This window comes from Geodermatophilus obscurus, from assembly GCF_900115395.1.
Classification (GTDB): domain Bacteria; phylum Actinomycetota; class Actinomycetes; order Mycobacteriales; family Geodermatophilaceae; genus Geodermatophilus; species Geodermatophilus obscurus_B.
Genome location: NZ_FOWE01000004.1, coordinates 1 through 25,142, shown reverse-complemented (window position 1 = coordinate 25,142; position 25,142 = coordinate 1). Strand labels below are relative to the sequence as shown.

The window sequence follows — 25,142 nt, the reverse complement described above, 5'->3', positions numbered from 1 at the left end:
CCGCGGCTCACAGCGCCTGGTTGGTCGGGCGGAGCAGGATCTCGTTGAGCGTCAGGTGCTTGGGGCGCTCGACCGCGAACGCGATGACCTCGGCGACGTCCTCGGCGGTGACCGGCACCGTGTCGTAGGCGGCGGTGACGCCCTCACGGGTCTGGGCGTGGGTGATGTGGGTCGGCAGCTCGGTGGCGACCGCCCCGGGCTCGATGACCATGACGCGGATGTCGGGCTGCAGCTCCTGGCGCAGCGACTCCGACCAGCCGCCCAGGCCCCACTTGGTGGCGGCGTAGACGCTGTTGCCGGGGCGGGCGGTCCGCCCGGCCACGGAGGAGATGTTGACCAGGTCGCCGCCGCCGTCGCGCAGCTGGCCGAGGAACACCTCGGTCGCGGTGATCGCGCCGAGCAGGTTGACCTCGACCATGCGCGTGAAGTCCTCGCGCTGCTCGGGGATGAACGGGCCCAGCAGCATGATGCCGGCGTTGTTGACCAGCACGTCGGCACCGCCGAGCTCGTCGGCGACCCGCGCCGCGGCGGCGACGAGGGAGTCGCGGTCGGTCACGTCGGCGGCGATGGCGATCGCGCCGTCGCCGAGCTCGGCGGCCAGTGCCTCGATCCGCTCGACGCGGCGGGCCAGCAGCGCGACGCGGTAGCCCTTCGCGGCCAGCGCGCGGGCGGTGGCCGCACCGATGCCCGAGGACGCGCCGGTGATGACCGCGACGCGGCCGGTGGACGGGGTGCTCATGGACAACTCCGGGAACTCGTGGGGACTGGGGCGCATCCGCGACCTCGGAGGACCTCGCTGGGTGCGTCGTGAGCTCCACGATGCGCGCCTGTCCGCGGGTGTGTGAGGCCCTGTGTGAGGGGGACCGACAGGACCCCTCACCTCCGGCCCGCGGCGCCTACCGTCGATCTCCGAACCCGTCCCCGCGGCGGCCCGGCGCCGCCGTCGGGGCATGCGCGACCAGCGAGAAGGAGTCCGGAACCGTGGACGCCGCAGCGGACATCGCCGAGTTCCTGGCCAGCCGTCGCGCGCGGATCACCCCGGAGCAGGCCGGGCTCCCGACGTACGGCCAGCGGCGGGTGACCGGGCTGCGCCGCGAGGAGATCGCGGCGCTGGCCGGAGTCAGTGCCGACTACTACCGGCGGCTGGAGCGCGGGCAGGTGAGCGGCGTGTCCGAGCAGGTCCTCGACGCGCTGGCGCGGGCGTTGCAACTCGACGACGCCGAGCGCACGCACCTGTTCGACCTCATCCGCGCCACCAGCCCGGTCGCCCGCAGGCGGGCCCGCCCGGCCGGCCGGCGCGTCCGCCCGGTCGTGCAACGCCTGCTCGACCAGATCACGGCACCGGCGGTCGTCGCCACCGACCACGGCGACCTGCTGGCGGCCAACGCACTCGGCCGGGCCCTGTACGCGCCGGTGTTCGACAGCCGCGAGCGGCCCGCCAGCTTCGCCCGGTTCACCTTCCTCGACCCGGCCGCCGCCGACTTCTACCCCGACTGGCCCCAGCTGGCCTCCGAGCTCGTCGCCGTCCTGCGCTCCCAGGCCGGCAAGAACCCCTACGACCGAGCCCTGCAGGACCTCATCGGCGAGCTGTCCACCCGCAGCGCCGAGTTCCGCACCCGCTGGGCCGCGCACGACGTCCGGTTCCACCGCACCGGCCGCAAGCGGCTGCACCACCCGCTCGTCGGCGACCTCGACCTCAGCTACGAGACGCTCACCCTCGACGCCGACCACGGCCTGGCCATGTCGCTGTACACCGCCGAGGCCGCGTCGCCCTCCCAGCAGGCCCTGGACCTGCTGGCCAGCTGGACGGCGACTCCCGACCCGCTCGAGCAGCGCCCGGTCGGCGAGGTCCGCGGCCACTAGGCGTCGGAGCGGTCAGCCCTGTGGCACCGGAGCGAGGCCGGGTGACGGTCGCCGCGTGGTCCGAGCAGTGGCTGGCCGCGCAGACCGGCATCAAGCCCAGCACCCGCTACCGCTACGGCTCTCTCCTGCGCACCCACGTGCTGCCTCTCTGGGGCCGCTACCGGCTGGCCGACGTCACCCATGCTGAGGTCGCCGCGTGGGTCGCCTCGCTCCGCTCGAAAGCCTCCGCACCATCCACCGTCCGGCAGGCACACCGCGTCTTCTCGCTGCTGCTCGAGCTCGCCGTGCGAGACGGCCGCATCCCCGCAATCCGGCCACCCGCGTTCCCCTGCCGAGGGTGACCCACGACGAGCCGAGGTTCCTCACCCATGACCAGGTCGAGCGCCTCGCCGAGGCAGCCGGCGACGACGATGTAATCCGGCTGCTCGCCTACACCGGACTCCACTTCGGCGAGATGGCCGCGCTGAAGGTGCGCCGCGTCGACTTCCTCCGCCGACGACTGGTCATTGCCGAGTCCGCCACCGAGGTGGCGGGCAAGCTCGAGTTCGGCACGCCCAAGACGCATCAACAGCGGACGGTGCCTCTGCCGGCCGCAGCCACGGAGTCACTGGCCCGGCCGTGCGAAGGCAAGCGCGCTGACGACCTGGTGCTCACCGCGCCGAAGGGCGGTCCGCTCCGTCTGCGGAACTGGCGCCGAGAGGTGTTCGACCCCGCCGTCCGCGCAGCCGGACTGAGCGACGTCACTCCGCACGACCTGCGCCACACCGCGGCCTCCCTCGCCGTCGCCAGCGGCGCCACCGTGAAGGCCGTTCAGCGGATGCTCGGCCACGCCTCAGCGGCCATGACCCTCGACGTCTACTCCGGCCTCTTCGACGACGCTCTCGGCGATCTGGCCGCGCGAATGGACGCAGCGGCGCGGGCGGCCGCGAAATGTCGTGTGGGCGCCGTGTAGGCGCCGACCCCCGCGGAGAAGCCGCGAACCGGCAAACGTGCTGGTCAGCGTGGTGGGCCCCGTGGGGATCGAACCCACAACCCGCGGATTAAAAGTCCGCTGCTCTGCCGGTTGAGCTAGAGGCCCGGCGGCTCCGATCCTCTCAGACGCGGCCGCCGGTCACCGGTGGCCGGACAGCGCGGTCAGAGCACGTCGAGGACCAGCAGGACGACGATCGTCAGCACCGCCGAGACGAGCAGCGAACCCAGGCAGCCGAGCCGGTTGGAGAAGAAGAGGAACACCCACCCGGGGTGCCCACGGCAGTCGTTCCGGAACCCCGTGTGAGCACCGTCGCCACTCCGACGGGGACGTCCACCCCATCGGGGGATCGTGGCCAACGCCGCCGACTACCTACGGTCATCCCCGGTGCGGCGCCCGACCGCGGCCCGCACGCCAGACCCCGGTCCGGCCGCCCCGTTCCCCCCGGGCCGGCCGGACCGGTCCTGTCTCCGGGGTCAGCGGCAGGCGGCGTCGACCAGCGCGAACAGCACGTCCCGCTGCGCCTGCTCCAGCGGCAGGTCCACCGGCACCTCGGCGTCCTCGCCCACCTGCACGCCGAGCAGGAACCGGTAGGGCTGCTTGACCTCGGCCAGCGCGTGCGGGTCGCAGCGCGCCATCGTGAACTCGACCGGCACCCGCAGGGACGCCGCTCCCTCCTCCAGCGTCCGCGGCAGGTCGGCCCCGGTGCCGTACAGGACGTTGCCCTCCAGCCGCGTCACCGTCACGGCACGGTCGTCGTCCCCGGTGCGGGTCAGCACCAGCGACCCGGTGGCGGCCTCGCCGTCGACGGCCAGCCCGGTGACGGTGACGCCGGCGACGGCGAGCGCGGCCCGGGCTCCGCACGTGTCGGCGTGGATCTCGGTGAGGTCCTCGGCCGCCAGCGGCACGCGCAGGACCTCACCGGCCCCGTCGGGGCGGACGACGGTCAGCCGGGCGGCCGCCGGCTCCGCGGCGCGGTCGCACACCACCTCGCCGAAGGGCGTGGGCAGGTCGATCGTCTGCCCCGGCGCGTACGCGGCGTCTACCACCCGGTCGGGCAGCGGCGCGAACCCCGGTGAGTCGATCGCGACCGAGGTGACGGTGAACGGCTCGCCGCCGGTGTCGGTGACCCGGACCTGCACCTGGCCGCCGACCGCCGCGTCGGTGCGCAGCTGCACGGCCTCGGCCTCGATCCCGGCAACGGGCGGCACGGCCGGTCCCGGGGGCGACGCGGAAGACGAGGGCGACGCGGAAGACGAGGACGGCGCGGGAGACGAGGACGGCGCGGACGCGGACGACGGCGCTCCGCCGCACGCGGCGCACAGCAGCACCGCCAGCGCGGCCGCCGTCCCCCTCATGCCGCGAGGGTAGGGCGGACCGCCCCGCTACTGGTGCCGCGCGGGCAGCCTCGCCATGACGTGCCCGGCGTCCATGCGCACCTCGAGCTTCTCCTGCGGGTTGGCCGCCGGCCCGCGCCGGGGCTCGCCCTTCTCCAGGTCGAACGCCGAGTCGTGCCACGGGCACACCAGGCAGGCACGCCCGCGCACCTCCTCGACGGTGCCCTCGTACAGCGGCCCGGCCAGGTGCGAGCAGGACCCGACGAAGACGTCGACCCGCGCACCCCGCCGGACGACGGCCAGCGGGGCCGCCACGCCGCTGCCGGTCCCGGTGCGCAGCGTGGGGCGCCCCTCGGGCAGGTCGTCGAGCGGGCCGAGGTCGATCCAGTCGGAGGTGAGGCTGCGGGCCGCCGTCGCGGCGTGCGAGGCGCCCGAGGACTGCGCGTAGGACATGTGCCCGCCGACCGCCGCCGACCCGCCGGCCACGCCGAGCCCGGCGTAGGCGAGCACCCGACCGAGCGTCCCGCGCCCCCGTGCCCGGGCGGCCAGCGAGCCGACGTAGAGGCCGAGCGCCACGGTGTTGGCCACGGCGTGCAGCGCGCCCAGGCGGCGGACGCCGATCTCCTGCTCCGACCAGTCGGCCGCGCCCGACAGCGCCGCCGGCACCGACATCGCCACGCCGGTGCCGATGAGCACGGTGGCGGCCGGCCGGAGCGGCGGGATCGCGTCGAGCAGGCCGGCGGAGGCCCAGCTGCCCACGGGAACCTGGACGAGGACCGGGTGCAGCGGGTGCCCCAGCCACGTGCCGTGGAGGGCGTCCTTGACCGCACCGGGCTTGAGCACCGCCTGGACGGCCGTGCGGGCCGGCTCGATGGCCTTGTCGAAGGTGCTCACGTCCGCGAGTCGGTCCAGGAAACCCATCAGGCTCATGCGCGGCTCCCTACCCCCGGCGGCGGGCCGTGATGCCGCGTCCGGACCCCGGACAGGCCGCCCACCAGCAGGCCGACGAGCACCGCGCCGGCCGTGTTGAGCACCGCGTCCACCGGGGAGACGACCCGGCCCAGCGGCAGCACCCACTGCAGCGTCTCGATCGCGGCGCCGGCCGCGAGGGCGGCGGGCACCAGCAGCGCCGGACGACGCAGCACCGGCCAGCGCAGGACGGCGACGGCGGCCAGCGGGGTGAGGAGCAGCAGGTTGCCCAGCAGCTGCAGCACCGTCCTCCGGGAGTCCAGCCCGGTGAGGTACCAGCGCACCTCGACGGCGGGCGAGCCCCACTCCCATCCCCCGCTCCCGGCGGGCAGCAGCGTCAGGGCGGCCACCGCGGCCAGCGCGGCGACGGCCCCGGTCGTCAGAACGGGTCGGGTGTGCATGACTGCCGAGGGTGACGCACCGCCCTGTGAGCAGGCTGGACGCGCCCGGGAGTGACCCGCTGGACACCATCCGTCCGGGGTGTCGGGGCGTATACCAGTGGCTGACAGGAAACTGTCAGGGGCACCCTGGACGCTGATCCCACTTCACCCCCGGCCCCGCCGACGAGGAGACGCCGTGACCTGCCCGTCGCTGCTGCACCGCCCCGCCGCGGGCGAACGGGCGGCCCGGGTGGTGCACTCCGACGGCGTCGTGGGGCAGTTCTCCCGGTTCGTGTTCGTGGGCGGCGTCTCCAGCGCCGTGTACGCGCTGCTGTACTGGCTGCTCAACGGCCTGGGCGACGTCCCGGCCAACGTCGTCGGGTCCGTCATCTCCTCGATGCTGGCCAACGAGATGCACCGGCGGGTCAGCTTCCACGCCGGGCAGTACGTCGGCTTCTTCACCGCCCAGTGGGAGGGCGGCGCGCTGGCCGTGCTCGGCCTGGTCGCCACGAGCCTGGCCCTGAGCTGGTTCAACTCGGTGGTCTCCGACCCCGCGATCCTCACCGAGGTCCTGGTCATCGGCGCGGTGACGGCCAGCATCGGCACCCTGCGCTTCATCGCCCTGCGCTGGGTGTTCCGGCCCCGTCCCGTCTGACACCGCCGCCGGGTTTCGTCCAGGGGTCTCCGGGGGCATGCTCGTGTGCGGGTGGTTGAACACGCAATCAGAAACCCGACCGTCCGCCCCACGAGAACCGAGGAAGACATGACCAAGATCGCCGTCATCTACTACTCCTCCACCGGGAACGTGCACCAGCTCGCGTCCGCGATCGCCGAGGGCGCCGAGGAGGCCGGCGCGGAGGTGCGGCTGCGCCGCGTGCCCGAGCTCGCCCCGCAGGAGGCCATCGACTCCAACCCGCTCTGGCGGGCGCACGTCGACGCCACCGCGAACGAGGTGCAGGAGGCCAGCCCCGCCGACATGGAGTGGGCCGACGGGTACGCCCTGGGCAGCCCCACGCGCTTCGGCACGCCCGCCGCCCAGATGAAGCAGTTCATCGACACGCTCGGCGGCCTGTGGTTCACCGGCAAGCTCGCGAACAAGGGCGCCACCGCGTTCACCAGCGCGCAGAACACCCACGGCGGCAACGAGACGACGATCCTGACGTTCTTCAACATCTTCTCGCACTTCGGTGCCGTCATCGTCCCGCCCGGCTACACCGACCCGCTGCTGTTCGAGGCCGGCGGCAACCCCTACGGCGTCTCCAACGCCTCGGGCGGCAAGTCGGCCACGGTGACCGACGCCGAGCTGGCCGCCGCCCGCTACCAGGGCCGCCGCCTGGCCGAGGTCACCGCCAAGCTGGTCGGCTGACCCCGGGGGTCCGGCGCCGGGATCAGGTGACCTGATCGTGGCGGGTCCTCCCGCACCGCCCACCGTGCGGGAGGACCCGCTGCGGTGCGGGAGGACGACCCCGACACCCACCCGTCCGGGGCAGGCTCGCGCACCGCGTCGTGGCTAGCCTCGGCGGGATGAGCGAGCCGACGCCGCCGGACCGGCCGGGTCGCCGCCGGACCGCCGTCCGCTGGCTGGCCCGCGTGGCGCTCACCGTCGCCGGCGCCCTGCTCGGCGTGGTGCTCCTCGGCCGGGTCGAGGCGCCGCTGGGCCCGTTCGACGCCACCTTCGCCCTCACCCCGTCCGGCGGGGGCGCCACGGTCGAGATCCCCCCGCTCGGCGCCCTCGACGTCGACGCCTTCGACGGTCCGCTGGGGCTGGACGTGCAGCTCACCCGGGTCGACGAGGCGCGCGTCCGGGCGCTCGTGGCCGACCCCCGCCGCATCGACGGCCTGGTCGACCAGGTCAGCGCCGACCTGCAGGACGCCGTCGTCCGGCTGGTCTGGGTCTCGGCCGCCGCCGCGGTCGGGGGTGCCGCCCTCACCTCGCTGCTCGTCCTGCGCCGCCGGCGCGAGCCGCTGCTGGCCGCCGGCCTGTCGGTGGTGCTGCTCGCCGGGACCGCGGGCCTCGGCGCGGCCACCTGGCGGCCGGAGGCGCTGTCCTCCCCCACCTACACCGGGCTGCTGGTCAACGCCACCAGCCTCATCGGCGACGCCCGCGACGCCGTGGCCCGCTTCGACGCCTACCGAGCCTCGCTGGAGGACCTCGTCGGCAACGTCAGCACGCTGTACGCGACGATCTCGAGCCTGCCCGCACCGGCCCGCGCCGACGACACCGTCGCCCTGCTGCACGTCTCCGACCTGCACCTCAACCCCGCCGGCTTCGACCTCGTGCGCCAGGTCGTCGCCCAGTTCGACGTCGACGGCGTCCTCGACACCGGCGACATCACCGACTGGGGCAGCGAGCCGGAGAACCAGCTCGTCGCCTCGATCGGGGAGCTCGGCGTGCCTTACGTCTTCATCCGCGGCAACCACGACTCCGCGATCACCGCCGGGCTGGTCGCCGCCCAGCCCGGCGCCACCGTCCTCGACGACTCGGCGACGACGGTCGCGGGGCTCACCGTCGTCGGGGCGCGCGACCCCCGCTTCACCCCCGACCAGGACGCCACCGGCGGCACCGAGTCCCTCGAGCAGACCGGCGAGGACCTGGCCGAGGTGGCCGAGGACCAGCCCGAGCCGCCGGCCATCGCGATGGTCCACGACCCGGAGCAGGCGCCCCCGCTGGACGGCGTCGTGCCGCTGGTGCTGGCCGGGCACACGCACGAGCGCGAGGTCGACCAACTCGACGGCGGGACGCTGCTGATGGTGCAGGGCTCCACCGGCGGCGCGGGCCTGCGGGCGCTGCAGGGCGAGTACCCCGAGCCGCTGACCTGCACGGTCCTCTACCTCGCCCCCGGCACCGGCGAGCTGGTCGCCTACGACGACATCACCCTCGGCGGCCTCGGCGAGACCGAGGTGACCATCGTGCGGTCGGTCGCGCCCGGCGCCGCGGCGGCCGGCGGGGCGGGCGGGGACACGGGGGACGGCACCGGCGCCGGCACCCCGGCCTCCCCGACGGAGTGACCTCCCCGTCCTACGCTCGCCGCCATGCACCAGACGTCACGCACCCGCCTGGCCGCCGGCCTCCTCGCCGGCTCGCTGGCCCTCGTCCCCCTCGCCGGCTGCTCGTTCACCTCGAACGGCTTCTCGTGCTCCGGGTCCTCCTGCACCGTCACGCTGGACGGGGAGGGCAGCGAGGTCGAGATCCTCGGCCAGACGGTGACGCTCGGCGGGGTCCAGGACGGCCGGGCCACCATCAGCGTCGGCGGGGCCAGCGTCTCCTGCGGGGAGGGCGAGAGCGTCACCGCCGGCCCGCTGGCCCTGGAGTGCACCAGCGTCACCGACGGCGGCGTCGAGCTGCGCGCCAGCCTCAACTAGCGGCGTCGGCCACCTCGACGACGACACGCGCCGGGTCCTGCAGCGCGTAGACGCGGAACGGCGCCTCGGCGCGGGTGCCGACGAAGGCCACCGTCGTCCCCTCGAACGTGGCGTCGAAGACCACCTCGGTGACGTTCGCGGTGCCCTGGCCCGGCAGCGGGTCGGGGCCCGCGTACTCCTCGACGCCGGTGTCGAACGGGTAGCCGGCGCCGGTCACGGTCACCTGCAGGACCGCCTCGCCGGCCACCTCGACCACGTCGCCGCGGCCCTGGGAGCTGGCGACGTCGACGTAGCGGACGTCCCAGCCCGGCGTCCCGGTGCCGCCGACCTGGAACACCACCCGGTCGAACCCGTCGTGGCGGCCGGTGCGGATGTCGGTGACGGTCACCAGGGCGCCGGCAGAGGCCTCGGCGGTGTCGGCAGCCGTGTCGGCGGGGAACGGGGGTGCGGCCGTGCCGGTGTCCCCGGCGGTGTCCCCGTCGGCGCCACCGGTCGCGTCCCCGCCGCCGCCCTCGTCGCCGGCCGTCCCGGTGGGCCCGGCCGGGCTCGGCGTGCTGTCGGGGGCCGACGTCGCCGTGGACGACGACGAGGCCGGTGCCGTCCCGCCGCCGCACCCGGCGAGCAGCAGGCAGGCGGTCAGCGCGGCGGAGACGGGCAGGAGGGCACGGCGGGTCACGCGGGGATCGTGACAGCCGGGACCCCCGGGTCCGGGGAGCGGCGCGCGGTGCCCGACGCTCCGGGACCGGGGTGGTGTCGGAGCCGCCGCCGGGGCCATGTATCGTTCTCCCTGCCCCCGGCGAGCACGAGCCCCCATCGTCTAGCGGTCCAGGACGCCGCCCTTTCAAGGCGGTAGCACGGGTTCGAACCCCGTTGGGGGCACGCACCACAACAGCAAGGCCCTGTAGCGCAGTTGGTTAGCGCGCCGCCCTGTCACGGCGGAGGTCGCGGGTTCGAGTCCCGTCAGGGTCGCTCTCCGGTGGAGACACCGGGAGGGGCAGGTAGCTCAGTCGGTACGAGCGCTCGCCTGAAAAGCGAGAGGTCGGCGGTTCGACCCCGCCCCTGCCCACACACTCCCCCGAGCCCGCGGCCGTCCGCCCGGGTCGGTCCCCGCACGGCGTAACGTGTAGGTGTCGGTCCCCTCTCGCGCACCCGCTCCCGCGGTGCCGGATCCGGCGGACCACCAGCCCGCCCTCCGGGGCGGAGTCAGGCGCCCGTGATGTCCTCCTCGCCGTCCCCCACCACCGCACCCCCGACCACCTGCGCCGCCTGCCCGCACCCCGCGGCGGGTCACGACGCCATCGGCCGGCGGTTCTGCACCGCCACCGTCGACGCCTCGCTCAGCCGCGGGTGCATCTGCCGGTGACCACCCGGGGCGTCCCCGGCCGGACCGGGACGCCCCTACCCTGCCGCGGTGGTCATCGAGCGCCGTGACCCGGCATCCGACCCCGTCCTCGCCGCCCGCCTGCTCGAGGTCCAGCACGCCGCCTACGCCGTCGAGGCGCGGCTGATCGGCGACGACCGCATCCCGCCGCTGTCCGAGGACGTCGCCGCGCTCGTCGCCGCGGGCCTGGACTGGCTGGTGGCCACCGACGGCGGCGTCGTCCTCGGGGTGCTCGGCCGGCGGGACGACGGGGAGGCCGTCGACATCGACCGGCTGGTCGTCGACCCCGCTGTCGCCCGCCGCGGCGTCGGCCGGGCTCTCGTCGCCGCCGTCCTCGCCGACGCCGGCGGCCGCCGGGTGACCGTCTCCACCGGCCGCGGCAACGCGCCCGCCCGCCACCTCTACGCACGGGCGGGCTTCCGGGAGACCGGCGAGCGGGAGGTGCTGCCCGGGCTGTGGGTGGTCGACCTGGTGTCCGGCCGGCCGCCGGCAGGGTCCCGCCGCGGGCGTGCCGGCGGTGGGGAGTAGGAGGTCCGTCTAGACGCCGACGCCCCGGTCGGCGAGCACCTGCTCGTACACCTGCCCGTGCACCGCCTGCACCGCTTCGCGCTGCCCGGCGCGCCACGCCCGGTCGGCCGGCCGCGGCATCGGCCGGGTCAGCGCCGCCCCGAGCGCCGCGCCGAGCGACACCGGGTCGAAGCCGGAGGCCTCGTCGTTGCCGTAGACCACGACGTCGCACCACTGGTCGGCGAACCAGCCGCAGCTGGGGGCGACCACCCGGGTGCCCACGTCGCGGCAGATCTCCAGATCCCGCGAGTGCGTGCCGCAGCGCTCCGGCAGCACGGCCACGTGCAGCTCCTGCAGCTGCCGGGCCCAGTGCGCCGGGTCGCGGGTCACGACCTCGAGCCCCTCGGCGCCGGTCAGCTGCGACCCGCCGGGCAGCCGCTGCCCCGGCTCGAGGAACACCCGCAGCCGGCCACCCCCCGACACCGCGCCGGACAGCGCGGCGCGGACGAGGGCCGCGGGGTCGGGCACCGCCACGCCGGGCAGGCCCGGGGCCAGGCCGACGAGGCCGCGCTCGGCGCCGGTGGCCGGGTCGGGCTCGGCGACCGACGGGTGGGCGACGACGATCGCCGTCCGGCCGAAGCGCTCGGCGATCTCGTCGGCGGCACCCGGCGTCAGCGTGAACACGACCTCGGCCGTGGCCAGCAGCGCGGCCAGGTGCGCGTCGTGGCGGTGCCGGGTGGGCTGCGCCGGGTCGCGCAGCTGGTGCACGGTGACCACCAGCGGCACGCCGGTGCGCCGCAGCGCCTCGGTCCAGCTGACGACCTCGTCCTCGGGCAGGTGCCCGTAGCCGGTGTGCACGTGGACGACGTCGACCCGGTGCGCCCAGGCGGTCAGGTAGGCGGGGTCCAGCCACGGGCTCGGGTCGTGCTCGGGACCCATCCGCACCGCGTTCCCGGGCAGCACGGCCTCGACGTAGGGGTCGCGGTGCGGGATCGTGGCCACGCGCACGCGGGCGCGGGACGCTGACGGCGGTAGGGCGTGGACCACGCGGACGAGCACTCCTCCTGCGGCCGAGCACTGCGACAGCAGGGCGGCGCTCCTCGATGAACTCCGGCCGCCCGGTTACCCGAGGACGGTGCCGCACAACCGTGTGCGACCTCACCCGGTGGCCCGCATCACTCCTGCGGGTGTCCGCCCCGCCCCTCGCGGGCAGCCGCGTAGGCCGGAGCACGGAAGCGGGCCATCGGCCCGTCGGCGACCAGGCCCGGCGGCGGGTTGCGCACCGCGTCGAAGCGCACGTCCGGGTCGACCTCCCCCGCCGGGGCACCGAGCTCCAGCCGGCCGAAGGGCACCCACTCCCCCAGGGCCCCGCGCGCCACGAGGAGCGTGAACGCCGTCCCCGGGGCGTCGGCGGCCAAGGGCCCGGGGTCGGACGGGATGCGCGCCGGTGTCTCCGGGACGGCGGCCAGCCGCAGCGTCCCCGCCGCCGACCGGTAGCCCATGATCGACGAGTACGCGGCCGCGGCGTCCACGCGCGGCACGGGGAGGAAGCGGGTCCACCGGCCCCGGCCGGTCGTCGACAGCAGCAGGTCCACGGGCCGGTCGCCGTCGGGGAGCCGCACGGCGAGGCCGAGGAGGTCCGGCAGCGGGGCCGGCAGGCCCGCTCCGCGGGAGAGCCGGACGACGGCGGCCTCGCGGGCCGGGCCGGTCAGCCAGGGCACGCCCCAGTCCGGCACCGCGCCGGTGCGGACGACGGCGGCGCCGAGGACGGCACCCCGCGGGTGCATGGGCTTGCCCGGGCGCCGGCGCGCCAGGGTGCCCAGCGGCACGGCCGCCGCCCGTCCGGCCAGCCGCGCCAGGTCCGTCATCCCCTCCTCGTACCCGTGCGCCACTTCCGCGGAACTGCACGGTGCACGTCCGCGGAGGTGCACGCGCCGACGCTCCGGGGACACGCCCGGGGTGGGCAGGACCTGCCGGACTCCCGCGCGATGTCCGTCGTTCCTTGCCCTGTGGTGGGGACCGGTCCGCTGCTTACCGTCTGTGAGTGCTCACGACGCTCCTGGTCATCGGCGGGGTCCTCCTCGGCCTCCTCGCGCTGCTCGCCCTGATCGTCAGCCTGAGCGCCCGGCCCGCGACCCGCACCGGCCGCGCCCCGGGCTGGGTGGCCGACGCCGGCCGGCCGCACCCCGACGCGTGGTCGCCGCTGACCGGCACGACCACCACGGAGATCCCCACGGTCCGCTGACCGTCCCCTGATCCGCCGTCCCGGCGGCTGCGTCCAGCGCGCCGCCGGGACGAGTCGTCCCCGCCTCCGGGACCCACCTCCGGGACCCGCGTCAGGTCGTCCCGAGCTCGGCGGCGCGCTCGCCCACCATCACCGCCGTCGCCGCCGGGCCGCGGGTCGGCACCTCCGGCAGCACCGACGTGTCGGCCACCCGCAGGCCCTCGACGCCCCGCACCCGCAGGTGCTGGTCCACCACGGCGCCGGGGTCGCCCTCGGGTCCCATGCGGGCGCTGCCGGCCAGGTGCACCGTGGTCGTCAGGTGCGCGGCGATCCAGCCGTCGAGGGCCGGGTCGTCGGCGAGGACGCCGTCGGCCGGCTCCGGGCGGGCCGCGACCAGCGGCGCCAGCGCGCGGGTGCACAGCAGCGCGGCGGCCAGCCGCACCGCCTCCCGGAGCCGCCTGCGGTCGGCCGCGGTGGCGAGGTAGCGGTGCTCGATGCGGGGCGCGGCGGCCGGGTCGGCGGAGACCAGCGACAGCCGGCCGCGGCTCTCCTGCCGGTAGAGCCCGGCCGCGACCGACAGCGTGCGGAGGTCGCCCCCGCCGCCGGGGACGACGGCGCCCCACGGCCGCAGCCAGGGCAGCACCTCGAGGTCGCCCGGCACCGGCGAGTCCGACGACGTCGCGTGGAGGACGCCGTGCAGCGGCAGCGGCCGGTCGCCCGCCGGCGGGTCCTCCACCGGCACCCACGGCAGGTACACGAGCGGATGGTCGGAGAGCCCCGCACCCACACCCGGCGCGTCGACGACGACGTCGACGCCGTGCGCCCGCAGGTGCGCGGCCGGGCCGATGCCCGACAGCAACAGCAGGTGCGGCGAGCCGACCGCACCGGCGGCCAGCACCACCTCCGCGGCGCGCACCGGGCCGGCGTCGGTGTCGACGCCCACGGCCCGGCCGCGCTGCACCAGCACGCGGTGCACCCGCACGCCGCCGCGCACGGTCAGCCCCGGCGAACCGCGCCGCGGCGAGAGGTAGGCCATCGCGGTGTTGACCCGCAGACCGCCGTCGACGGTGAGGGGTACCGGTCCGTAGCCGGGCGGGCCGCCGGCGTTCTTGTCCGGCTCGTCCGGGACGCCGAGCTCCGCGGCCGCGGCCGCGAACGCGTCGCCGAGGGGGGACGCCCCGGCCGGCCGGGTGACCGGCAGCGGGCCGCCGGCGCCGTGGCCCGGGCGGTCGCCGTACTGCCGGTCGTCCTCCAGGCGGCACCAGGCCGGCAGCGTCGCCGTCAGGCTCCACAGGTCGTTGCCCGCGGCGGCCCAGCCGGCGTGGTCGGCGGGGGTGGCCCGCACGAAGTAGCCGCCGTTGACGGCGCTCGACCCGCCGACCACCCGCCCGCGTGGCAGCGGCGCGGTGCGGCCCGGGGTGAGCTCGGTGGTGAGCGCCCAGTTGGCCGGGTGCCCGGGGACGGTCGCCGCGAGGGTGGCGGCGTCGCGCAGGTCGGCCGGGAAGTCCGCGGGCCGGGCATGGTCGGCGCCGGCCTCCAGCAGCAGCACCCGGCGGCCGGCGTCGGCCAGCCGCGCGGCCAGGGCGCACCCCGAGGACCCCGCCCCCACCACGACGACGTCCCAGTCGCCGCTCACAGCCCGAGCGCCTCCGGCAGGTCGAGCCGGCGCACCTTGCCGGTGGAGGTGCGCGGCAGCTCGCCCACGCGGTGCAGGCTCTTGGGCCGCTTGGCCGGGGCGAGCCGCTCGCGGGCCCAGGCGCCCAGCTCGGCCGGGTCGGCGACGCCCACGTAGGCGGCGACCACCCGCTGACCCCACTCCTCGTCGGGGACGCCGACCACCGCGCTCTCCAGCACGCCGGGGTGCGCGTCGAGGACGGCCTCGACCTCGGCCGGGTAGACGTTGACCCCGCCGGAGATGACCAGGTCCTCCCGGCGGCCGTCGAGCCACACGGTGCCGTCGGCGTCGACCCGGCCGAGGTCGCCGACGGTGACCCGGTCGCCACGCCAGGCCGCCGCCGTCTTCTCCGGTGCCCGCCAGTACTCGAAGCGCGCCCAGCGCGGCACCGTGCACCACAGCTGGCCGCGCTCGTCGGTCTCCAGCCGCCGTCCCGGCCGCGCGCGGCCGACGCTGCCGGGGCGCGCCAGCCAGTCCTCCGGCGCGCAGACGGTGAACTGCGCCTCGGTGGAGCCGTAGAACTCCCAGACGCTGCCCGTCGGCAGCGCGTCGAGCGCCGCCCGCTTTAGCGGCTCCGGGCAGGGCGCACCGGCGTGCACCAGCCGGCGGAACGACGACCAGTCGACGTCGTCGCGGGCGAGCAGCCGGCGCAGGTGGGTGGGCACGCAGAACGTCGTCGTGGGGGCGAGCGTGCTGACCACCGCCGCGGCCCGGGCGGCGTCGAACGGGCCGGGCAGCAGCACCTCGCCGCCGGCCAGGAGCGTGGAGACGGCGAAGCGCAGCGGCGCGGAGTGGTGCAGCGGGGAGAGGACGAGGTGCCGGTCGGCGGCGGTGAACCCCCAGAGGTCGATCTCCTCGGCGGCCAGCGCCCGTGCGTCGTCCTCGGCCAGCACCCCCGACCACACGCCCTTGCGGCGGCCCGTGGTGCCCGACGTGTAGTGCACGGGCCGGGCCAGCGGCACGTCGGCGAGGTCGGCCTCGTCGGTGCCCGTGAGCAGGGCGGCGGGGTCGGCGTCGAGGGCCGGGTCGGCGTCGGCGGCCAGCGCGGCCCGCTCGGCCGCCGGGAGGGCGGGGTCGAGGACGACGGGGACGACCCCGGTGCGCAGCGCCCCCGTCACGACGGCCAGCAGGGCCGGGGACGACGCGGCCGACAGCAGCAGCCGGTCGCCGGCGCGCAGCCCGGCCGAGCGCAGCGCCGCCGCGGCCCGCCGCTGGTCGCGCTCGGCGTCGGCGGCCCGGACGACGGCGACGCCCTCGGTCACGGCAGCCCCACCCGGTCGCCGTCGAGCTCGACGTGCCCCTCGGCGGCGAGCTTGGCCAGCGTGGCGCGGGTCGACTGCGCGGCCGCCGGCCACAGCGCCCGGGGCACCTCGGCGTAGACGTCGGCCACCAGCGCGTCGACGGTGCCCGCCCCGCGCACCAGCGACGCCAGCAGCTGTGACTCCCGGAAGGCGCGGTGCGCCAGGTAGTAGTCGAGGACGGCGCCCGGGTCCTCGGTCAGCTCGGGCCCGTGCCCGCAGTACAGCGCGCTGGGGCCCAGGTCGTGCACGCGGCGCAGCGACTCCAGGTAGGCGACGACGTCGCCCTCGGGGTGCGTCACCACCGACGTGCCACGGCCGAGCACGTGGTCGCCCACCAGCACCGCCCCGGACTCCAGCCGGAAGGCCAGGTGGTCGGCGGTGTGCCCGGGCGTGGGGACGACGCCGAGCACGGTGCCGGCCAGCCCCAGCCGCTCGCCGGCCCCGAGGACCCGCCCGCCCGGGCCCGCCACGGCCGCGTCGGCCGCGGCCACCTGCGCCCCGAACCGGGCGCCCCACGGCAGGGCGGCCTCGGCGTGGTCGCCGTGGTGGTGGGTGACCAGGACGGCGACGCAGCGCGCGTCGCGGGCGGCCAGGGCCTCCTCCACCGCGGCCAGGTGGGCGGGGTCGTCGGGCCCGGGGTCGACGACGACGGCCCGCCCGCTGCCGGGTGCGCCGACGAGGTAGGTGTTGGTGCCGTCGAGGGTCATCCCCGACGGGTTGGGTGCCAGCACGCGGGTGACCAGGGGCTCCAGCTCCGCCGTCCGGGGGAGGCTGCCGGGGGCGGGGAGGTCCCAGGTGGCACGGGGGTCTGCCGGGGCGCGCACGTCCGGCACGGTAGCCGCGCGGCGGGGCGGGCCGCCTGCCCGGCGGTTAGCCTCGGCGCATGCGCTCCCTGACGTCCCGGTCCCGATCCGGTCTGGTCGCCGCGGCCGCCGCCGTCCTGCTCACCGCCTGTAGCGGCGGCGGCCCCGAGGCCGAGGAGGCGGCCGAGTCGACCAGCGCCGACACCAGCAGCTCGAGCGCGTCGGCGTCGGGGACGACGAGCGAGGAGAGCAGCTCGGCCCCCGCGCCGAGTACCAGCGACGACCCCGCCGTCGCCCAGTTCTGCGCCCAGGCCGCCTCGTTCAACGAGCTCGGCAACCAGCTGACCAGCGCCACCCCCGAGCAGCTGCCGCCCCTGCTGCAGCAGGCCGCCGGCGCCTTCGACAGCGTCCAGCCGCCGGCCGAGATCGCGTCGGCGTGGCAGGCCGTGGGTGACGCGGTGCAGGCGTTCGCCGACACCGCCGGCTCCGTCGACGTCACCACCCCCGAGGGCCAGACGCAGCTGCAGGGCGCCGCCCAGCAGTTCGTCTCGGTCGCCAACGGCCCCGACGGCACCGCCGTCCAGGAGTTCGGCGCCGCCAACTGCGGCACCGGCACCCCGGCGCCCACCACCTGAGGGACGGACCCCCTGCAGGGTCCCGCCGCGAGCACGAGTGACGGGGCAGGGGTCCTCCCTCAGCAGCCGCCGATGCTCACCCCGCGGCCGCGCAGCCACGCCACCGGGTCGACCTGCCCGCCGTGCAGGGACCCCGACGGGTGCACCTCGAAGTGCAGGTGCGGGCCGGTGGACTGGCCCCGGTTGCCGACCTCGGCGATCAGCTCGCCGGCGGTGACGCGCTCGCCCTTGCGGACGTACTCGGCGTTGACGTGGCCGTACACGGTCACCGCGCCGTCGTCGCCCCGGATGTAGACGGCCAGGCCGAACCCGGTGGCCGGGCCGGTGCGGGCCACCGTGCCGGAGGCGGCGGCGTAGATCGGCGTCCCGATCGGGGCGGCGATGTCCACGCCGCCGTGCAGGGTCCCCCAGCGGAAGCCGAAGCAGCTCGACGTCCGGCCGGAGGTCGGCTTGACGTACGCGCCCGACCCGCCGGACGACCCGGCCGACCCGGCCGACGTCCCGGCCGCGGAGCCCCCGGAGCTGCTCTCCGAGGCGGCGGCCCGGCGCGCGGCCGCGGCCAGGGCGGCGGCCTCCTCCGCGGCGCGGGCGGCCGCGGCTGCGGCGGCGGCCTCCTCAGCCGCCTTCTGCTGCTGCCACTGGGCGTAGGCGTCGCGGGCGCCCTGCAGCTCCAGCAGGCGGATCTGGGCGTCCTGCAGCTGCTGGTCGAGGGCGGCCTTGTCGGCCTCGGCGGCGGCGACGGCGTCCTGCTGCGCGGCGACCTGCGCGTCGGCGGTGGCCTTGGCGGCGGCGGCCTGCTCCTCGGCCTCGGCCATCTGGTCGCGGGTGACGCGGGCCGAGGACTCGGCGTTGGCCTGCCGGACCCGCGCGATCTCGAGCTCCTCGAGGGCGTCGACCTGGATCTCGCCGACGTACTCGAGCATCGCGGCCCGCTGCACCAGCTCGCCGGGCCCGGCGGAGTCCAGCAGCGCGGCCGCGGTCGTGAGGGTGCTGCCGTTGACGTAGCTGTCCCGGGCGTAGCCGCCGATGCGGCCGATCGCCGCGTCGACGGCGGCGGTGGCGGCCTCGAGGTCGGCGGCGGCCTGGTCGGCGGCGGCCTGCGCCATCTGCAGGGCCTCCTCGGCGGCCATGTAGGCGGTGCCGGCCGCCTCGGCCTGCAGCCCCAGCCGCTCGAGCTCGGTCTGGGCCAGCGCGACCTCGGCCTGCAGCCGGCCGACCTCGGCGGCGGCGGCCTCCTTCTCGGCCTCCGCGCCGGCGAGCTGCTCGTCGGTCGGGTTGGGCGGCGGCTCGGGCACGGCCAGCGCCGGCCCGGCGGTCCCGAGCAGGACCGCGCCGGTGAGCAGGCCGGCCAGCGCGGCACGCACCGAACGGCGGTGCGTGCGGGCCGCGGCGGGACGACCGGGGGGTCGCCGGCCGGATCGGCTCTGCGGCATCGAGCGCTCCCTGGGGAAGAGGGGGTGGTCGTGGTGACGGGCACCAGCGTCGCACCGGTCACCACACGTCACCGGCGCACCACGCGGCACAGGACGCAACCGTGACCCCACGGCACCGTCACCCACATCCGTCACAACACTTGTCGACACGGGGAGCGCGGTCCTTGAGCCCCGCCGCCCGCGTGTCGGGCGCATCACAGACGCCGGCGGGTCGCGCTCTAGGGTGGTCGCCCGTGGACGTCCTCGCCTCCGGTGCCGAACAGGTGGTCTTCTGCTCCGACCCGGGCTCCGGCCTGCGGGCGGTGATCGCGATCCACTCGACCGCCCTGGGCCCTGCCCTCGGCGGGACGCGGTTCCACCCCTACGCCACCGAGGACGAGGCGGTCGCCGACGCCCTGCGCCTGGCCCGCGCGATGACCTACAAGAACAGCCTCGCCGGCCTGGACCTCGGCGGTGGCAAGGCCGTGGTCATCGGCGACCCGCGCACCGACAAGCGCGAGGACCTGCTGCGCGCCTACGGCCGGTTCGTCGAGGCGCTCGGTGGGCGGTACCTCACCGCCTGCGACGTGGGCACGACCAACGCCGACCTCGACCTGGTCGCCCGCGAGACGCGCTTCGCCCACGGCCGCTCGGAGGTCAACGGCGGCTGCGGCGACTCCTCCGTGCTCACCGCCTTCGGCGTCTTCCAGGGGATGCGCGCGGCCGCGCAGCACCGCTGGGGCACGCCGTCGCTCTCCGGCCGCACGGTCGCCGTCGCCGGCGTCGGCAAGGTGGGCAGCTGGCTCGTCGACCGGCTGGTGGCCGACGGCGCCGACGTCGTGGTCACCGACGTCGACCCCGCCGCCGTGGCGCGGGTGAGGGCGCGGCACCCCGGCGTCGAGGTCGCGGCCGACACCGCCGCGCTGGTGCGCACCCCGGCCGACGTCTACGCGCCGTGCGCGCTCGGCGGCGCGCTCGACGACGAGACCGTGGCCGCGCTGTCGGCCGAGGTGGTCTGCGGCGGGGCGAACAACCAGCTGGCCCACGAGGGCGTCTCCGACCAGCTCACCCGCCGCGGGATCCTCTACGCGCCGGACTACCTGGTGAACGCCGGCGGCGTCATCCAGGTCGAGGACGAGCGGCACGGGTTCTCCTTCGCCCGCGCCGAGGCCAGGGCCGCGGGCATCTTCGACGTCGCCCTCCGGGTGTTCGAGACGGCCGCCGCCGAGGGGGTCTCCCCCGCCGCCGCGGCCGACCGGCTCGCCGAGGAGCGCATCCGTTCCGTGGGCCGGCTGGCCGGCATCCGCCTGCCGCGCTGACCCCACCCCGGCGGCGGGGTGGCGCGTACCACGCCACGGTCGGGGGACCGCGGGGGGAGGACCCGTGCCCGCGACCGGCTCGTGTCGTAGTCTTGCTCAAGACACAGTCACTCAGTCGGGGTCGCCACGCGGGCCGTCCAGCCCGTGAGCTGGGCTCCCGTTCTCCGTTATGAGGGGGTCGAGCCGATGGGGCGCGGCCGAGCGAAGGCCAAGCAGACACGCGTGGCCCGTGAGCTCAAGTACAGCTCACCCAACACCGACCTCTCCGCGCTGCAGCGCGAGCTGGCCGGGTCTCCGTCGACGTACACCGCTCCGGCGGCCAAGGACGACGACGAGGACGACGACGAGTACACCGACCGGTGGGCGGACGACGCCGACGACGACGACTGGGCGGCCAGTCGCTGACCGCCGGCCGTAGCACCGCCGACGCCTGATCGGCCCCGGTCCAAAGGCTCGCCCCGAGCTCGCGAGGGGTGAGGGGGACCGGGGTCCTTCGTCAGCGGTAGCTGCCCACCAGCCGGGCGCCGGTGTGCCCGGTGGCCGGCTCGCCGGTGCCCACGGTGCCGGCGACCCACGCGGGGACACCGCGGTCGGTGAGCAGGCCGACGGCGCGGTCGGCCACGGCCGCGTCGACGACGGCGACCATGCCGACGCCGCAGTTGAACGCCCGCTCCGACTCCGCCCGCGGGACGCCGTGCTCCTCGAGCAGGGACACCGCGGCCGGGAGCGCCCAGGTGCCGCGGTCCAGGACGGCCGTCAGCCCGCCGGGGACGACCCGCGCGGTGTTGCCGGCCAGCCCGCCGCCGGTGATGTGCGCGAAGGCGTGCACGCCCTCGACCCCCAGCTCGCCGACCAGCGCGAGGCAGTCGCGCGCGTAGACGCGGGTGGGCTCGAGCAGCACCTCGCCCAGCGGCCGGTCCAGCCCGGCCGGGGTGCCGGTGAGGTCCAGCCCCGCGGCGGAGACCACGCGGCGGACCAGGGAGTAGCCGTTGGAGTGGAACCCGCTGGCGGCCATCGCCACGACGGCGTCGCCGTCGCGCACCCGCTCGGGGCCGAGGACGGCGTCGGCCTCGACGACGCCCACGGCGGTGGCGGCGAGGTCGTACTCGTCGGCGTCCATGAGGTCGCCGTGCTCGGCGGTCTCCCCGCCGACCAACGCGGCCCCGGCCTGCTCGCAGCCGGCCGCGATCCCGGTGACGATCGCGGCGATCCGCTCGGGGACGACCTTCCCGCAGGCCACGTAGTCCTGGAGGAACAGCGGCTCGGCGCCGCAGGCCACCAGGTCGTCGACGACCATGGCGACCAGGTCGATGCCCACGGTGTCGTGCCGGTCCAGCTGCCGCGCGAGGGCGATCTTGGTGCCGACGCCGTCGGTGGAGGAGGCCAGCAGCGGGCGCCGGTAGCGCGCGGTGTCGAGGGCGAACAGCCCGGCGAAGCCGCCGAGCCCGCCGACGACCTCCGGGCGGCGGGTGCGTTCCACCGCCGTCCGCATGAGGGTGACGGCGCGCTCACCGGCGTCGATGTCGACGCCGGACTCCGCGTAGGTGAACCCGCCGGCGCTCACGGACGCCGCAGGGCGTCGTCGGCACCGCCGGGCACCGTGGGGCTGCCGGCCTGCTGCCCGGTCCAGCCGCTGACCGCCCGCTCCGCCTCGGACACCTTCGGCATGGGCGTGCGGCCGATGCCCTCCAGCACGTGCTTGCCGACCACGCCCGCGTCGCCGAGCGGGATCGGGTACTGGCCGGTGAAGCACGCGGTGCACAGCCGGGTCGCCGGCTGCTCGGTGGCGGCGATGAGCCCCTGCTCGGAGACGTAGCCCAGCGAGTCGGCGTTGATGGAGGCGCGCACGCCGTCGACGTCGAGGCCGTTGGCGACGAGCTCGGCACGGCTGGCGAAGTCGATGCCGTAGAAGCACGGCCACTTCACCGGGGGTGAGGAGATGCGCACGTGCACCTCGAGGGCACCGGCCTCGCGGAGCATGCGGATGAGCGCGCGCTGGGTGTTGCCGCGCACGATCGAGTCGTCGACGACGACCAGCCGCTTGCCGCGGATGACGTCGCGCAGCGGGTTGAGCTTCAGCCGGATGCCCAGCTGGCGGATGGTCTGGCTGGGCTGGATGAAGGTGCGCCCGACGTAGGAGTTCTTGACCAGGCCCAGCCCGTAGGGGATGCCCGACGCCTCGGCGTACCCGACCGCGGCCGGGGTGCCCGACTCCGGGACGGGGATGACCAGGTCGGCGTCGGCGGGGTGCTCCCGCGCCAGCCGCCGGCCGATCTCGACGCGGGCGGCGTGCACCCCGCGGCCGCCGATCGTGGTGTCGGGGCGGGCCAGGTAGACGTACTCGAAGACGCAGCCCTTGGGCTCGGCGGGCGCGAAGTGCTGGCTGCGCAGGCCGTTCTCGTCGATCGCCAGCAGCTCGCCGGGCTCGACCTCGCGGACGACGGAGGCACCGACGATGTCGAGGGCCGCGGTCTCGCTGGCGACCACCCAGCCGCGCTCGAGGCGGCCGAGCACCAGCGGGCGCACGCCCTGCGGGTCGCGGGCGGCGTAGAGGGTGTCCTCGTCCATGAAGGTGAGGCTGAACGCGCCGCGCAGCTGCGGCAGCACCTCCATGGCCGCGGCCTCGACGCTCATGTCCGGGCGGGCGGCGATCAGCGAGGTGACCAGGTCGGAGTCGGTCGTGGCGGCGAAGGCGCCGGGGACCCCGGCGTCGGCGGCGCGGCTGGCCAGCTCCTGGGTGTTGACCAGGTTGCCGTTGTGGCACAGCGCCAGGCCGGTGCCGGCGTCGGTCGTGCGGAACGTCGGCTGGGCGTTCTCCCACGTCGAGGATCCGGTGGTCGAGTACCGGGTGTGGCCGACGGCGAGGTGGCCGCGCAGGCTGCCGAGGGTGGACTCGTCGAAGACCTGGCTGACCAGCCCGAGGTCCTTGTAGACGACCACGGAGGCCCCGTCGGACACCGCGATCCCGGCCGCCTCCTGACCGCGGTGCTGGAGGGCGTACAGGCCGAAGTAGGTCAGCTTCGCGACCTCCTCCCCCGGCGCCCAGACCCCGAAGACGCCACAGGCGTCCTGGGGACCGGGAGCAGAGGGGTCGAGGGCGTGCGTCAGCCGTCCGTCACCGCGAGGCACACCCCCGAGCCTACCGGCGGTCGGGGGTCCTGCCGGGTGGCGCGCACCACCCGGCGGTGCGCCGGCGGGAACCCCACCCGGGGTCCGGCGCGTTGACCTGCGGTAGGTGGAGAGGAGCCCCCCATGCCCGCCGACCGTCCCGACCCCAGCGAGTTCCTCGACATGGCCCAGCGGATGCTCCGCGGGCTGTTCGAGTCCCCCCGCGGCGACTCCGCCCGCGACGACGACCCGTGGGCGCGGGCGACCGACCGCCCCTCGGCTCCGTGGGAGCGCCGTCGCGAGCCGAGTGCCGAGGAGCGGCGCGAGAACCTCACGTTCGCCCTCGCCACCCGTGCGGTCGAGGCGCTGGAGGACCTCGCGCTCAACGTCGCCGCGATCCGCCAGCGCCTGGAGCGCACGACACCGCCGGAGACCACCCCCGGGACGCCGCCGGAGACCACCCCGGAAACCGGCGGCGCGACCACGACCGGGGACGGCGCGGACCGGGCCTGAGCCCGGCGGCCGACACCGGCCGGGCGCCCGCTACTGCACGGTGCCGAGCTCGGCGGAGATCCTGGTGTCCTCGCCGTGGCCGGTGTGCACCACGGTGTCGCCGTGCAGGGTCAGCAGCCGGCTGCGGATGGACCGCACGATCGTCGGGTGGTCGCTGAAGCTGCGGCCGGTCGCGCCCGGGCCGCCGTGGAACAGCGTGTCGCCGGTGAACACCGCCGCGAGGTCGGGGGCGTGCAGACAGGTGCTGCCCGGGCTGTGACCGGGGGTGTGCAGCGCGGTCAGCGAGGTGCCGGCCACACGGAACCGGGTCCCCTCCGCCAGCGCCTCGTCCGGCAGCGCGTCGGGATGGACCATCTCCCACAGCATCCGGTCGGCCAGGTGCATCCAGACCGGCGCGCCGGTGGCCGCGCGCAGGTCGACCGCCGCGGTGACGTGGTCGTTGTGCCCGTGGGTGAGCACGATCGCGGTGACCTTCCGTCCGCCGACGGCCTCGACGATCGGCTCGGCACGGTGCGGGGCGTCGATGACGAGCACCTCGTCGTCGTTGCCGACCAGCCAGACGTTGTTGTCGACGTCGAAGTCCTGACCGTCGAGGCTGAACACCCCGCTGATCACGGCCTTCTCGATGCGGGCGGTCACTTCTCGAGCACGACCACCGAGCGCAGGACCTCGCCCCGGTGCATCTTCTCGAACGCGGCCTCGACGTCGTCGAGGCCGACGGTCTCGGTGACGAAGTCCGCCAGCGGGAAGCGGCCCTGCCGGTACAGGTCGGCCAGCATCGGGAAGTCGCGGGAGGGCAGGCAGTCGCCGTACCAGGAGGACTTCAGCGCCCCGCCGCGGCCGAACAGCTCGATCATCGGCAGGGTGAGCTGCATGTCGGGGGTGGGGACGCCGACCAGCACGACCCGCCCGGCGAGGTCGCGGGCGTAGAAGGCCTGGGTGAACACCTCCGGGCGGCCGACGGCGTCGATGGCGACGTCGACACCGAAGCCGCCGGTGAAGCCCCTGATCGCCTCGACCGGGTCGCTCTGCCGGGAGTTGACCGTGTGGGTGGCGCCGAACTGCCGCGCCCACTGCAGCTTCCGGTCGTCGACGTCGACGGCGACGATCGTCGTCGCCCCGGCTAGCTTCGCGCCGGCGATCGCGGCATCGCCGACCCCGCCGCAGCCGAACACCGCCACCGACTCCCCCCGCTGCACGCCGCCGGTGTTGATCGCCGCGCCGACGCCGGCCATCACGCCGCAGCCGAGCAGTCCGGCGGCGGTGGCCGGGGTCTCGGGGTCGACCTTCGTGCACTGACCGGAGTGCACCAGCGTCTTCTCCACGAACGCGCCGATGCCCAGCGCCGGGGACAGCTCGGTGCCGTCGGCCAGCGTCATCTG

At 76.1% G+C, this 25,142-nt stretch carries 29 protein-coding genes and 4 tRNA genes; 17 read left to right on the top strand and 16 right to left on the bottom strand.

What is annotated here, in order from left to right:
* Positions 1–7: 7 nt before the first annotated feature.
* Positions 8–739 carry an SDR family oxidoreductase gene (locus BM165_RS08600; protein ID WP_075013149.1) on the bottom strand — a complete coding sequence of 244 codons (732 nt, stop codon included), beginning with the start codon at positions 737–739 and terminating at the stop codon, positions 8–10.
* 242 nt (positions 740–981) lie between these two features.
* Between BM165_RS08600 and BM165_RS08595 the strand changes: the two genes are divergently transcribed.
* From BM165_RS08595 to BM165_RS25615, 3 genes are read left to right on the top strand one after another with little or no spacing between them, the layout of a single operon-like run.
* A complete protein-coding gene (locus tag BM165_RS08595; protein ID WP_075013148.1) occupies positions 982–1,863 on the top strand; it encodes a helix-turn-helix transcriptional regulator in 882 nt (293 codons plus the stop codon).
* 41 nt (positions 1,864–1,904) lie between these two features.
* Positions 1,905–2,204, top strand: coding sequence for a tyrosine-type recombinase/integrase (locus tag BM165_RS25620; protein ID WP_244274139.1), 300 nt, complete (start codon positions 1,905–1,907; stop codon positions 2,202–2,204).
* Positions 2,201–2,815: a tyrosine-type recombinase/integrase gene (locus BM165_RS25615; RefSeq protein ID WP_244274138.1), complete on the top strand. Its 615-nt coding sequence runs from the start codon at positions 2,201–2,203 to the stop codon at positions 2,813–2,815. Before BM165_RS25620 ends, BM165_RS25615 begins: the two co-directional genes overlap by 4 nt.
* Positions 2,816–2,865: 50 nt before the next feature.
* Here the strand turns inward: BM165_RS25615 and BM165_RS08585 are convergent.
* The 4 genes from BM165_RS08585 to BM165_RS08565 all read right to left on the bottom strand — a co-directional run bounded on the left by BM165_RS08585 (position 2,866) and on the right by BM165_RS08565 (position 5,540).
* Positions 2,866–2,941, bottom strand: a tRNA-Lys gene (locus BM165_RS08585).
* Between the two features lie 368 nt (positions 2,942–3,309).
* The gene (locus BM165_RS08575; RefSeq protein WP_075013146.1) at positions 3,310–4,044 is read right to left on the bottom strand and encodes a hypothetical protein; all 735 of its coding nucleotides are present in this window, start codon (positions 4,042–4,044) and stop codon (positions 3,310–3,312) included.
* A 174-nt stretch (positions 4,045–4,218) separates the two neighbouring features.
* On the bottom strand, positions 4,219–5,100 hold the full coding sequence (locus BM165_RS08570) for a Rieske (2Fe-2S) protein (protein WP_075013145.1): 882 nt from the start codon (positions 5,098–5,100) through the stop codon (positions 4,219–4,221).
* Positions 5,097–5,540 (bottom strand): VanZ family protein, encoded by a 444-nt coding sequence (locus tag BM165_RS08565; protein ID WP_075013144.1) that lies wholly within the window; start codon positions 5,538–5,540, stop codon positions 5,097–5,099. The genes BM165_RS08570 and BM165_RS08565 overlap by 4 nt, the downstream gene beginning before the upstream one ends.
* Before the next feature lie 175 nt (positions 5,541–5,715).
* Here BM165_RS08565 and BM165_RS08560 point away from each other — a divergent pair, with 175 nt between their 5' ends.
* The 4 genes from BM165_RS08560 (at position 5,716) to BM165_RS08545 (ending at position 8,882) form a co-directional block, all read left to right on the top strand.
* Positions 5,716–6,174, top strand: coding sequence for a GtrA family protein (locus BM165_RS08560; protein WP_075013143.1), 459 nt, complete (start codon positions 5,716–5,718; stop codon positions 6,172–6,174).
* A gap of 108 nt (positions 6,175–6,282) precedes the next feature.
* A complete protein-coding gene (gene wrbA / locus BM165_RS08555) occupies positions 6,283–6,885 on the top strand; it encodes an NAD(P)H:quinone oxidoreductase (RefSeq protein ID WP_075013142.1) in 603 nt (200 codons plus the stop codon).
* A 158-nt stretch (positions 6,886–7,043) separates the two neighbouring features.
* Positions 7,044–8,528 (top strand): metallophosphoesterase, encoded by a 1,485-nt coding sequence (locus BM165_RS08550; RefSeq protein ID WP_075013141.1) that lies wholly within the window; start codon positions 7,044–7,046, stop codon positions 8,526–8,528.
* Between the two features lie 24 nt (positions 8,529–8,552).
* A complete protein-coding gene (locus tag BM165_RS08545; RefSeq protein WP_075013140.1) occupies positions 8,553–8,882 on the top strand; it encodes a hypothetical protein in 330 nt (109 codons plus the stop codon).
* Here the strand turns inward: BM165_RS08545 and BM165_RS08540 are convergent.
* Positions 8,875–9,558 (bottom strand): AMIN-like domain-containing (lipo)protein, encoded by a 684-nt coding sequence (locus BM165_RS08540; protein WP_208976694.1) that lies wholly within the window; start codon positions 9,556–9,558, stop codon positions 8,875–8,877. The two genes, BM165_RS08545 and BM165_RS08540, sit on opposite strands and share 8 nt — an antisense overlap.
* 130 nt (positions 9,559–9,688) lie before the next feature.
* Between BM165_RS08540 and BM165_RS08535 the strand changes: the two genes are divergently transcribed.
* The 5 genes from BM165_RS08535 to BM165_RS08515 all read left to right on the top strand — a co-directional run bounded on the left by BM165_RS08535 (position 9,689) and on the right by BM165_RS08515 (position 10,791).
* Positions 9,689–9,761: transfer RNA gene (locus tag BM165_RS08535), tRNA-Glu, on the top strand.
* A gap of 16 nt (positions 9,762–9,777) precedes the next feature.
* A tRNA-Asp gene (locus tag BM165_RS08530) sits at positions 9,778–9,851 on the top strand.
* Positions 9,852–9,874: 23 nt separating this feature from the next.
* Positions 9,875–9,948, top strand: a tRNA-Phe gene (locus BM165_RS08525).
* A gap of 150 nt (positions 9,949–10,098) precedes the next feature.
* On the top strand, positions 10,099–10,245 hold the full coding sequence (locus BM165_RS24715) for an RGCVC family protein (RefSeq protein WP_177225155.1): 147 nt from the start codon (positions 10,099–10,101) through the stop codon (positions 10,243–10,245).
* A gap of 48 nt (positions 10,246–10,293) precedes the next feature.
* On the top strand, positions 10,294–10,791 hold the full coding sequence (locus BM165_RS08515) for a GNAT family N-acetyltransferase (RefSeq protein ID WP_075013139.1): 498 nt from the start codon (positions 10,294–10,296) through the stop codon (positions 10,789–10,791).
* A 9-nt stretch (positions 10,792–10,800) separates the two neighbouring features.
* Here the strand turns inward: BM165_RS08515 and BM165_RS08510 are convergent, their stop codons facing one another.
* The gene (locus BM165_RS08510) at positions 10,801–11,778 is read right to left on the bottom strand and encodes a glycosyltransferase (RefSeq protein ID WP_432276812.1); all 978 of its coding nucleotides are present in this window, start codon (positions 11,776–11,778) and stop codon (positions 10,801–10,803) included.
* A 167-nt stretch (positions 11,779–11,945) separates the two neighbouring features.
* Positions 11,946–12,638 (bottom strand): phosphodiesterase, encoded by a 693-nt coding sequence (locus BM165_RS08505; protein WP_075013465.1) that lies wholly within the window; start codon positions 12,636–12,638, stop codon positions 11,946–11,948.
* A 176-nt stretch (positions 12,639–12,814) separates the two neighbouring features.
* Between BM165_RS08505 and BM165_RS08500 the strand changes: the two genes are divergently transcribed.
* Positions 12,815–13,015 (top strand): hypothetical protein, encoded by a 201-nt coding sequence (locus BM165_RS08500; protein WP_075013137.1) that lies wholly within the window; start codon positions 12,815–12,817, stop codon positions 13,013–13,015.
* Positions 13,016–13,106: 91 nt separating this feature from the next.
* On the opposite strand, the gene mftG is transcribed toward BM165_RS08500, so the two are convergent.
* The 3 genes from mftG to BM165_RS08485 are packed head-to-tail and all read right to left on the bottom strand — an operon-like array spanning position 13,107 to position 16,794.
* Positions 13,107–14,630, bottom strand: coding sequence for a mycofactocin dehydrogenase MftG (mftG, locus tag BM165_RS08495; RefSeq protein WP_075013136.1), 1,524 nt, complete (start codon positions 14,628–14,630; stop codon positions 13,107–13,109).
* Positions 14,627–15,931 (bottom strand): class I adenylate-forming enzyme family protein, encoded by a 1,305-nt coding sequence (locus BM165_RS08490; RefSeq protein WP_244274136.1) that lies wholly within the window; start codon positions 15,929–15,931, stop codon positions 14,627–14,629. Before BM165_RS08490 ends, mftG begins: the two co-directional genes overlap by 4 nt.
* A complete protein-coding gene (locus BM165_RS08485; protein WP_075013134.1) occupies positions 15,928–16,794 on the bottom strand; it encodes an MBL fold metallo-hydrolase in 867 nt (288 codons plus the stop codon). The genes BM165_RS08490 and BM165_RS08485 overlap by 4 nt, the downstream gene beginning before the upstream one ends.
* 59 nt (positions 16,795–16,853) lie before the next feature.
* Between BM165_RS08485 and BM165_RS08480 the strand changes: the two genes are divergently transcribed.
* Positions 16,854–17,408 (top strand): hypothetical protein, encoded by a 555-nt coding sequence (locus BM165_RS08480; protein WP_075013133.1) that lies wholly within the window; start codon positions 16,854–16,856, stop codon positions 17,406–17,408.
* Between the two features lie 59 nt (positions 17,409–17,467).
* Here BM165_RS08480 and BM165_RS08475 read toward each other — a convergent pair whose 3' ends face one another.
* On the bottom strand, positions 17,468–18,772 hold the full coding sequence (locus BM165_RS08475) for a peptidoglycan DD-metalloendopeptidase family protein (protein WP_244274135.1): 1,305 nt from the start codon (positions 18,770–18,772) through the stop codon (positions 17,468–17,470).
* A 302-nt stretch (positions 18,773–19,074) separates the two neighbouring features.
* Here BM165_RS08475 and BM165_RS08470 point away from each other — a divergent pair, with 302 nt between their 5' ends.
* Together BM165_RS08470 and BM165_RS08465 are read left to right on the top strand one after the other, a co-directional pair.
* Complete coding sequence (locus BM165_RS08470) at positions 19,075–20,139, top strand: Glu/Leu/Phe/Val family dehydrogenase (RefSeq protein ID WP_075013131.1); 1,065 nt, start codon at positions 19,075–19,077, stop codon at positions 20,137–20,139.
* Positions 20,140–20,325: 186 nt separating this feature from the next.
* Positions 20,326–20,544 (top strand): DUF3073 domain-containing protein, encoded by a 219-nt coding sequence (locus BM165_RS08465; protein WP_075013130.1) that lies wholly within the window; start codon positions 20,326–20,328, stop codon positions 20,542–20,544.
* 91 nt (positions 20,545–20,635) lie between these two features.
* Here BM165_RS08465 and purM read toward each other — a convergent pair whose 3' ends face one another.
* Both purM and purF read right to left on the bottom strand, forming a co-directional pair.
* On the bottom strand, positions 20,636–21,703 hold the full coding sequence (gene purM / locus BM165_RS08460) for a phosphoribosylformylglycinamidine cyclo-ligase (RefSeq protein ID WP_075013129.1): 1,068 nt from the start codon (positions 21,701–21,703) through the stop codon (positions 20,636–20,638).
* Positions 21,700–23,268, bottom strand: coding sequence for an amidophosphoribosyltransferase (gene purF / locus BM165_RS08455; protein ID WP_075013128.1), 1,569 nt, complete (start codon positions 23,266–23,268; stop codon positions 21,700–21,702). The genes purM and purF overlap by 4 nt, the downstream gene beginning before the upstream one ends.
* Before the next feature lie 123 nt (positions 23,269–23,391).
* Here purF and BM165_RS08450 point away from each other — a divergent pair, with 123 nt between their 5' ends.
* Complete coding sequence (locus tag BM165_RS08450) at positions 23,392–23,760, top strand: hypothetical protein (RefSeq protein ID WP_075013127.1); 369 nt, start codon at positions 23,392–23,394, stop codon at positions 23,758–23,760.
* A gap of 30 nt (positions 23,761–23,790) precedes the next feature.
* Here the strand turns inward: BM165_RS08450 and BM165_RS08445 are convergent, their stop codons facing one another.
* On the bottom strand, positions 23,791–24,399 hold the full coding sequence (locus BM165_RS08445) for an MBL fold metallo-hydrolase (RefSeq protein ID WP_075013126.1): 609 nt from the start codon (positions 24,397–24,399) through the stop codon (positions 23,791–23,793).
* Positions 24,396–25,142: zinc-binding dehydrogenase (locus tag BM165_RS08440; protein WP_075013125.1), on the bottom strand; the 747-nt coding region annotated here is incomplete at its 5' end. The genes BM165_RS08440 and BM165_RS08445, both read right to left, overlap by 4 nt.

Excerpts from the sequence above, each read along its gene's own strand:
- BM165_RS08450 (WP_075013127.1), top strand. The coding sequence starts at position 23,392 with ATGCCCGCCGACCGTCCCGACCCCAGCGAGTTCCTCGACATGGCCCAG.
- BM165_RS08600 (WP_075013149.1), bottom strand. The coding sequence starts at position 739 with ATGAGCACCCCGTCCACCGGCCGCGTCGCGGTCATCACCGGCGCGTCC.
- BM165_RS08570 (WP_075013145.1), bottom strand. The coding sequence starts at position 5,100 with ATGAGCCTGATGGGTTTCCTGGACCGACTCGCGGACGTGAGCACCTTC.
- BM165_RS08465 (WP_075013130.1), top strand. The coding sequence starts at position 20,326 with ATGGGGCGCGGCCGAGCGAAGGCCAAGCAGACACGCGTGGCCCGTGAG.
- BM165_RS08565 (WP_075013144.1), bottom strand. The coding sequence starts at position 5,540 with ATGCACACCCGACCCGTTCTGACGACCGGGGCCGTCGCCGCGCTGGCC.
- wrbA (WP_075013142.1), top strand. The coding sequence starts at position 6,283 with ATGACCAAGATCGCCGTCATCTACTACTCCTCCACCGGGAACGTGCAC.
- BM165_RS08480 (WP_075013133.1), top strand. The coding sequence starts at position 16,854 with ATGCGCTCCCTGACGTCCCGGTCCCGATCCGGTCTGGTCGCCGCGGCC.
- BM165_RS24715 (WP_177225155.1), top strand. The coding sequence starts at position 10,099 with ATGTCCTCCTCGCCGTCCCCCACCACCGCACCCCCGACCACCTGCGCC.
- BM165_RS08550 (WP_075013141.1), top strand. The coding sequence starts at position 7,044 with ATGAGCGAGCCGACGCCGCCGGACCGGCCGGGTCGCCGCCGGACCGCC.
- BM165_RS08545 (WP_075013140.1), top strand. The coding sequence starts at position 8,553 with ATGCACCAGACGTCACGCACCCGCCTGGCCGCCGGCCTCCTCGCCGGC.
- BM165_RS08505 (WP_075013465.1), bottom strand. The coding sequence starts at position 12,638 with ATGACGGACCTGGCGCGGCTGGCCGGACGGGCGGCGGCCGTGCCGCTG.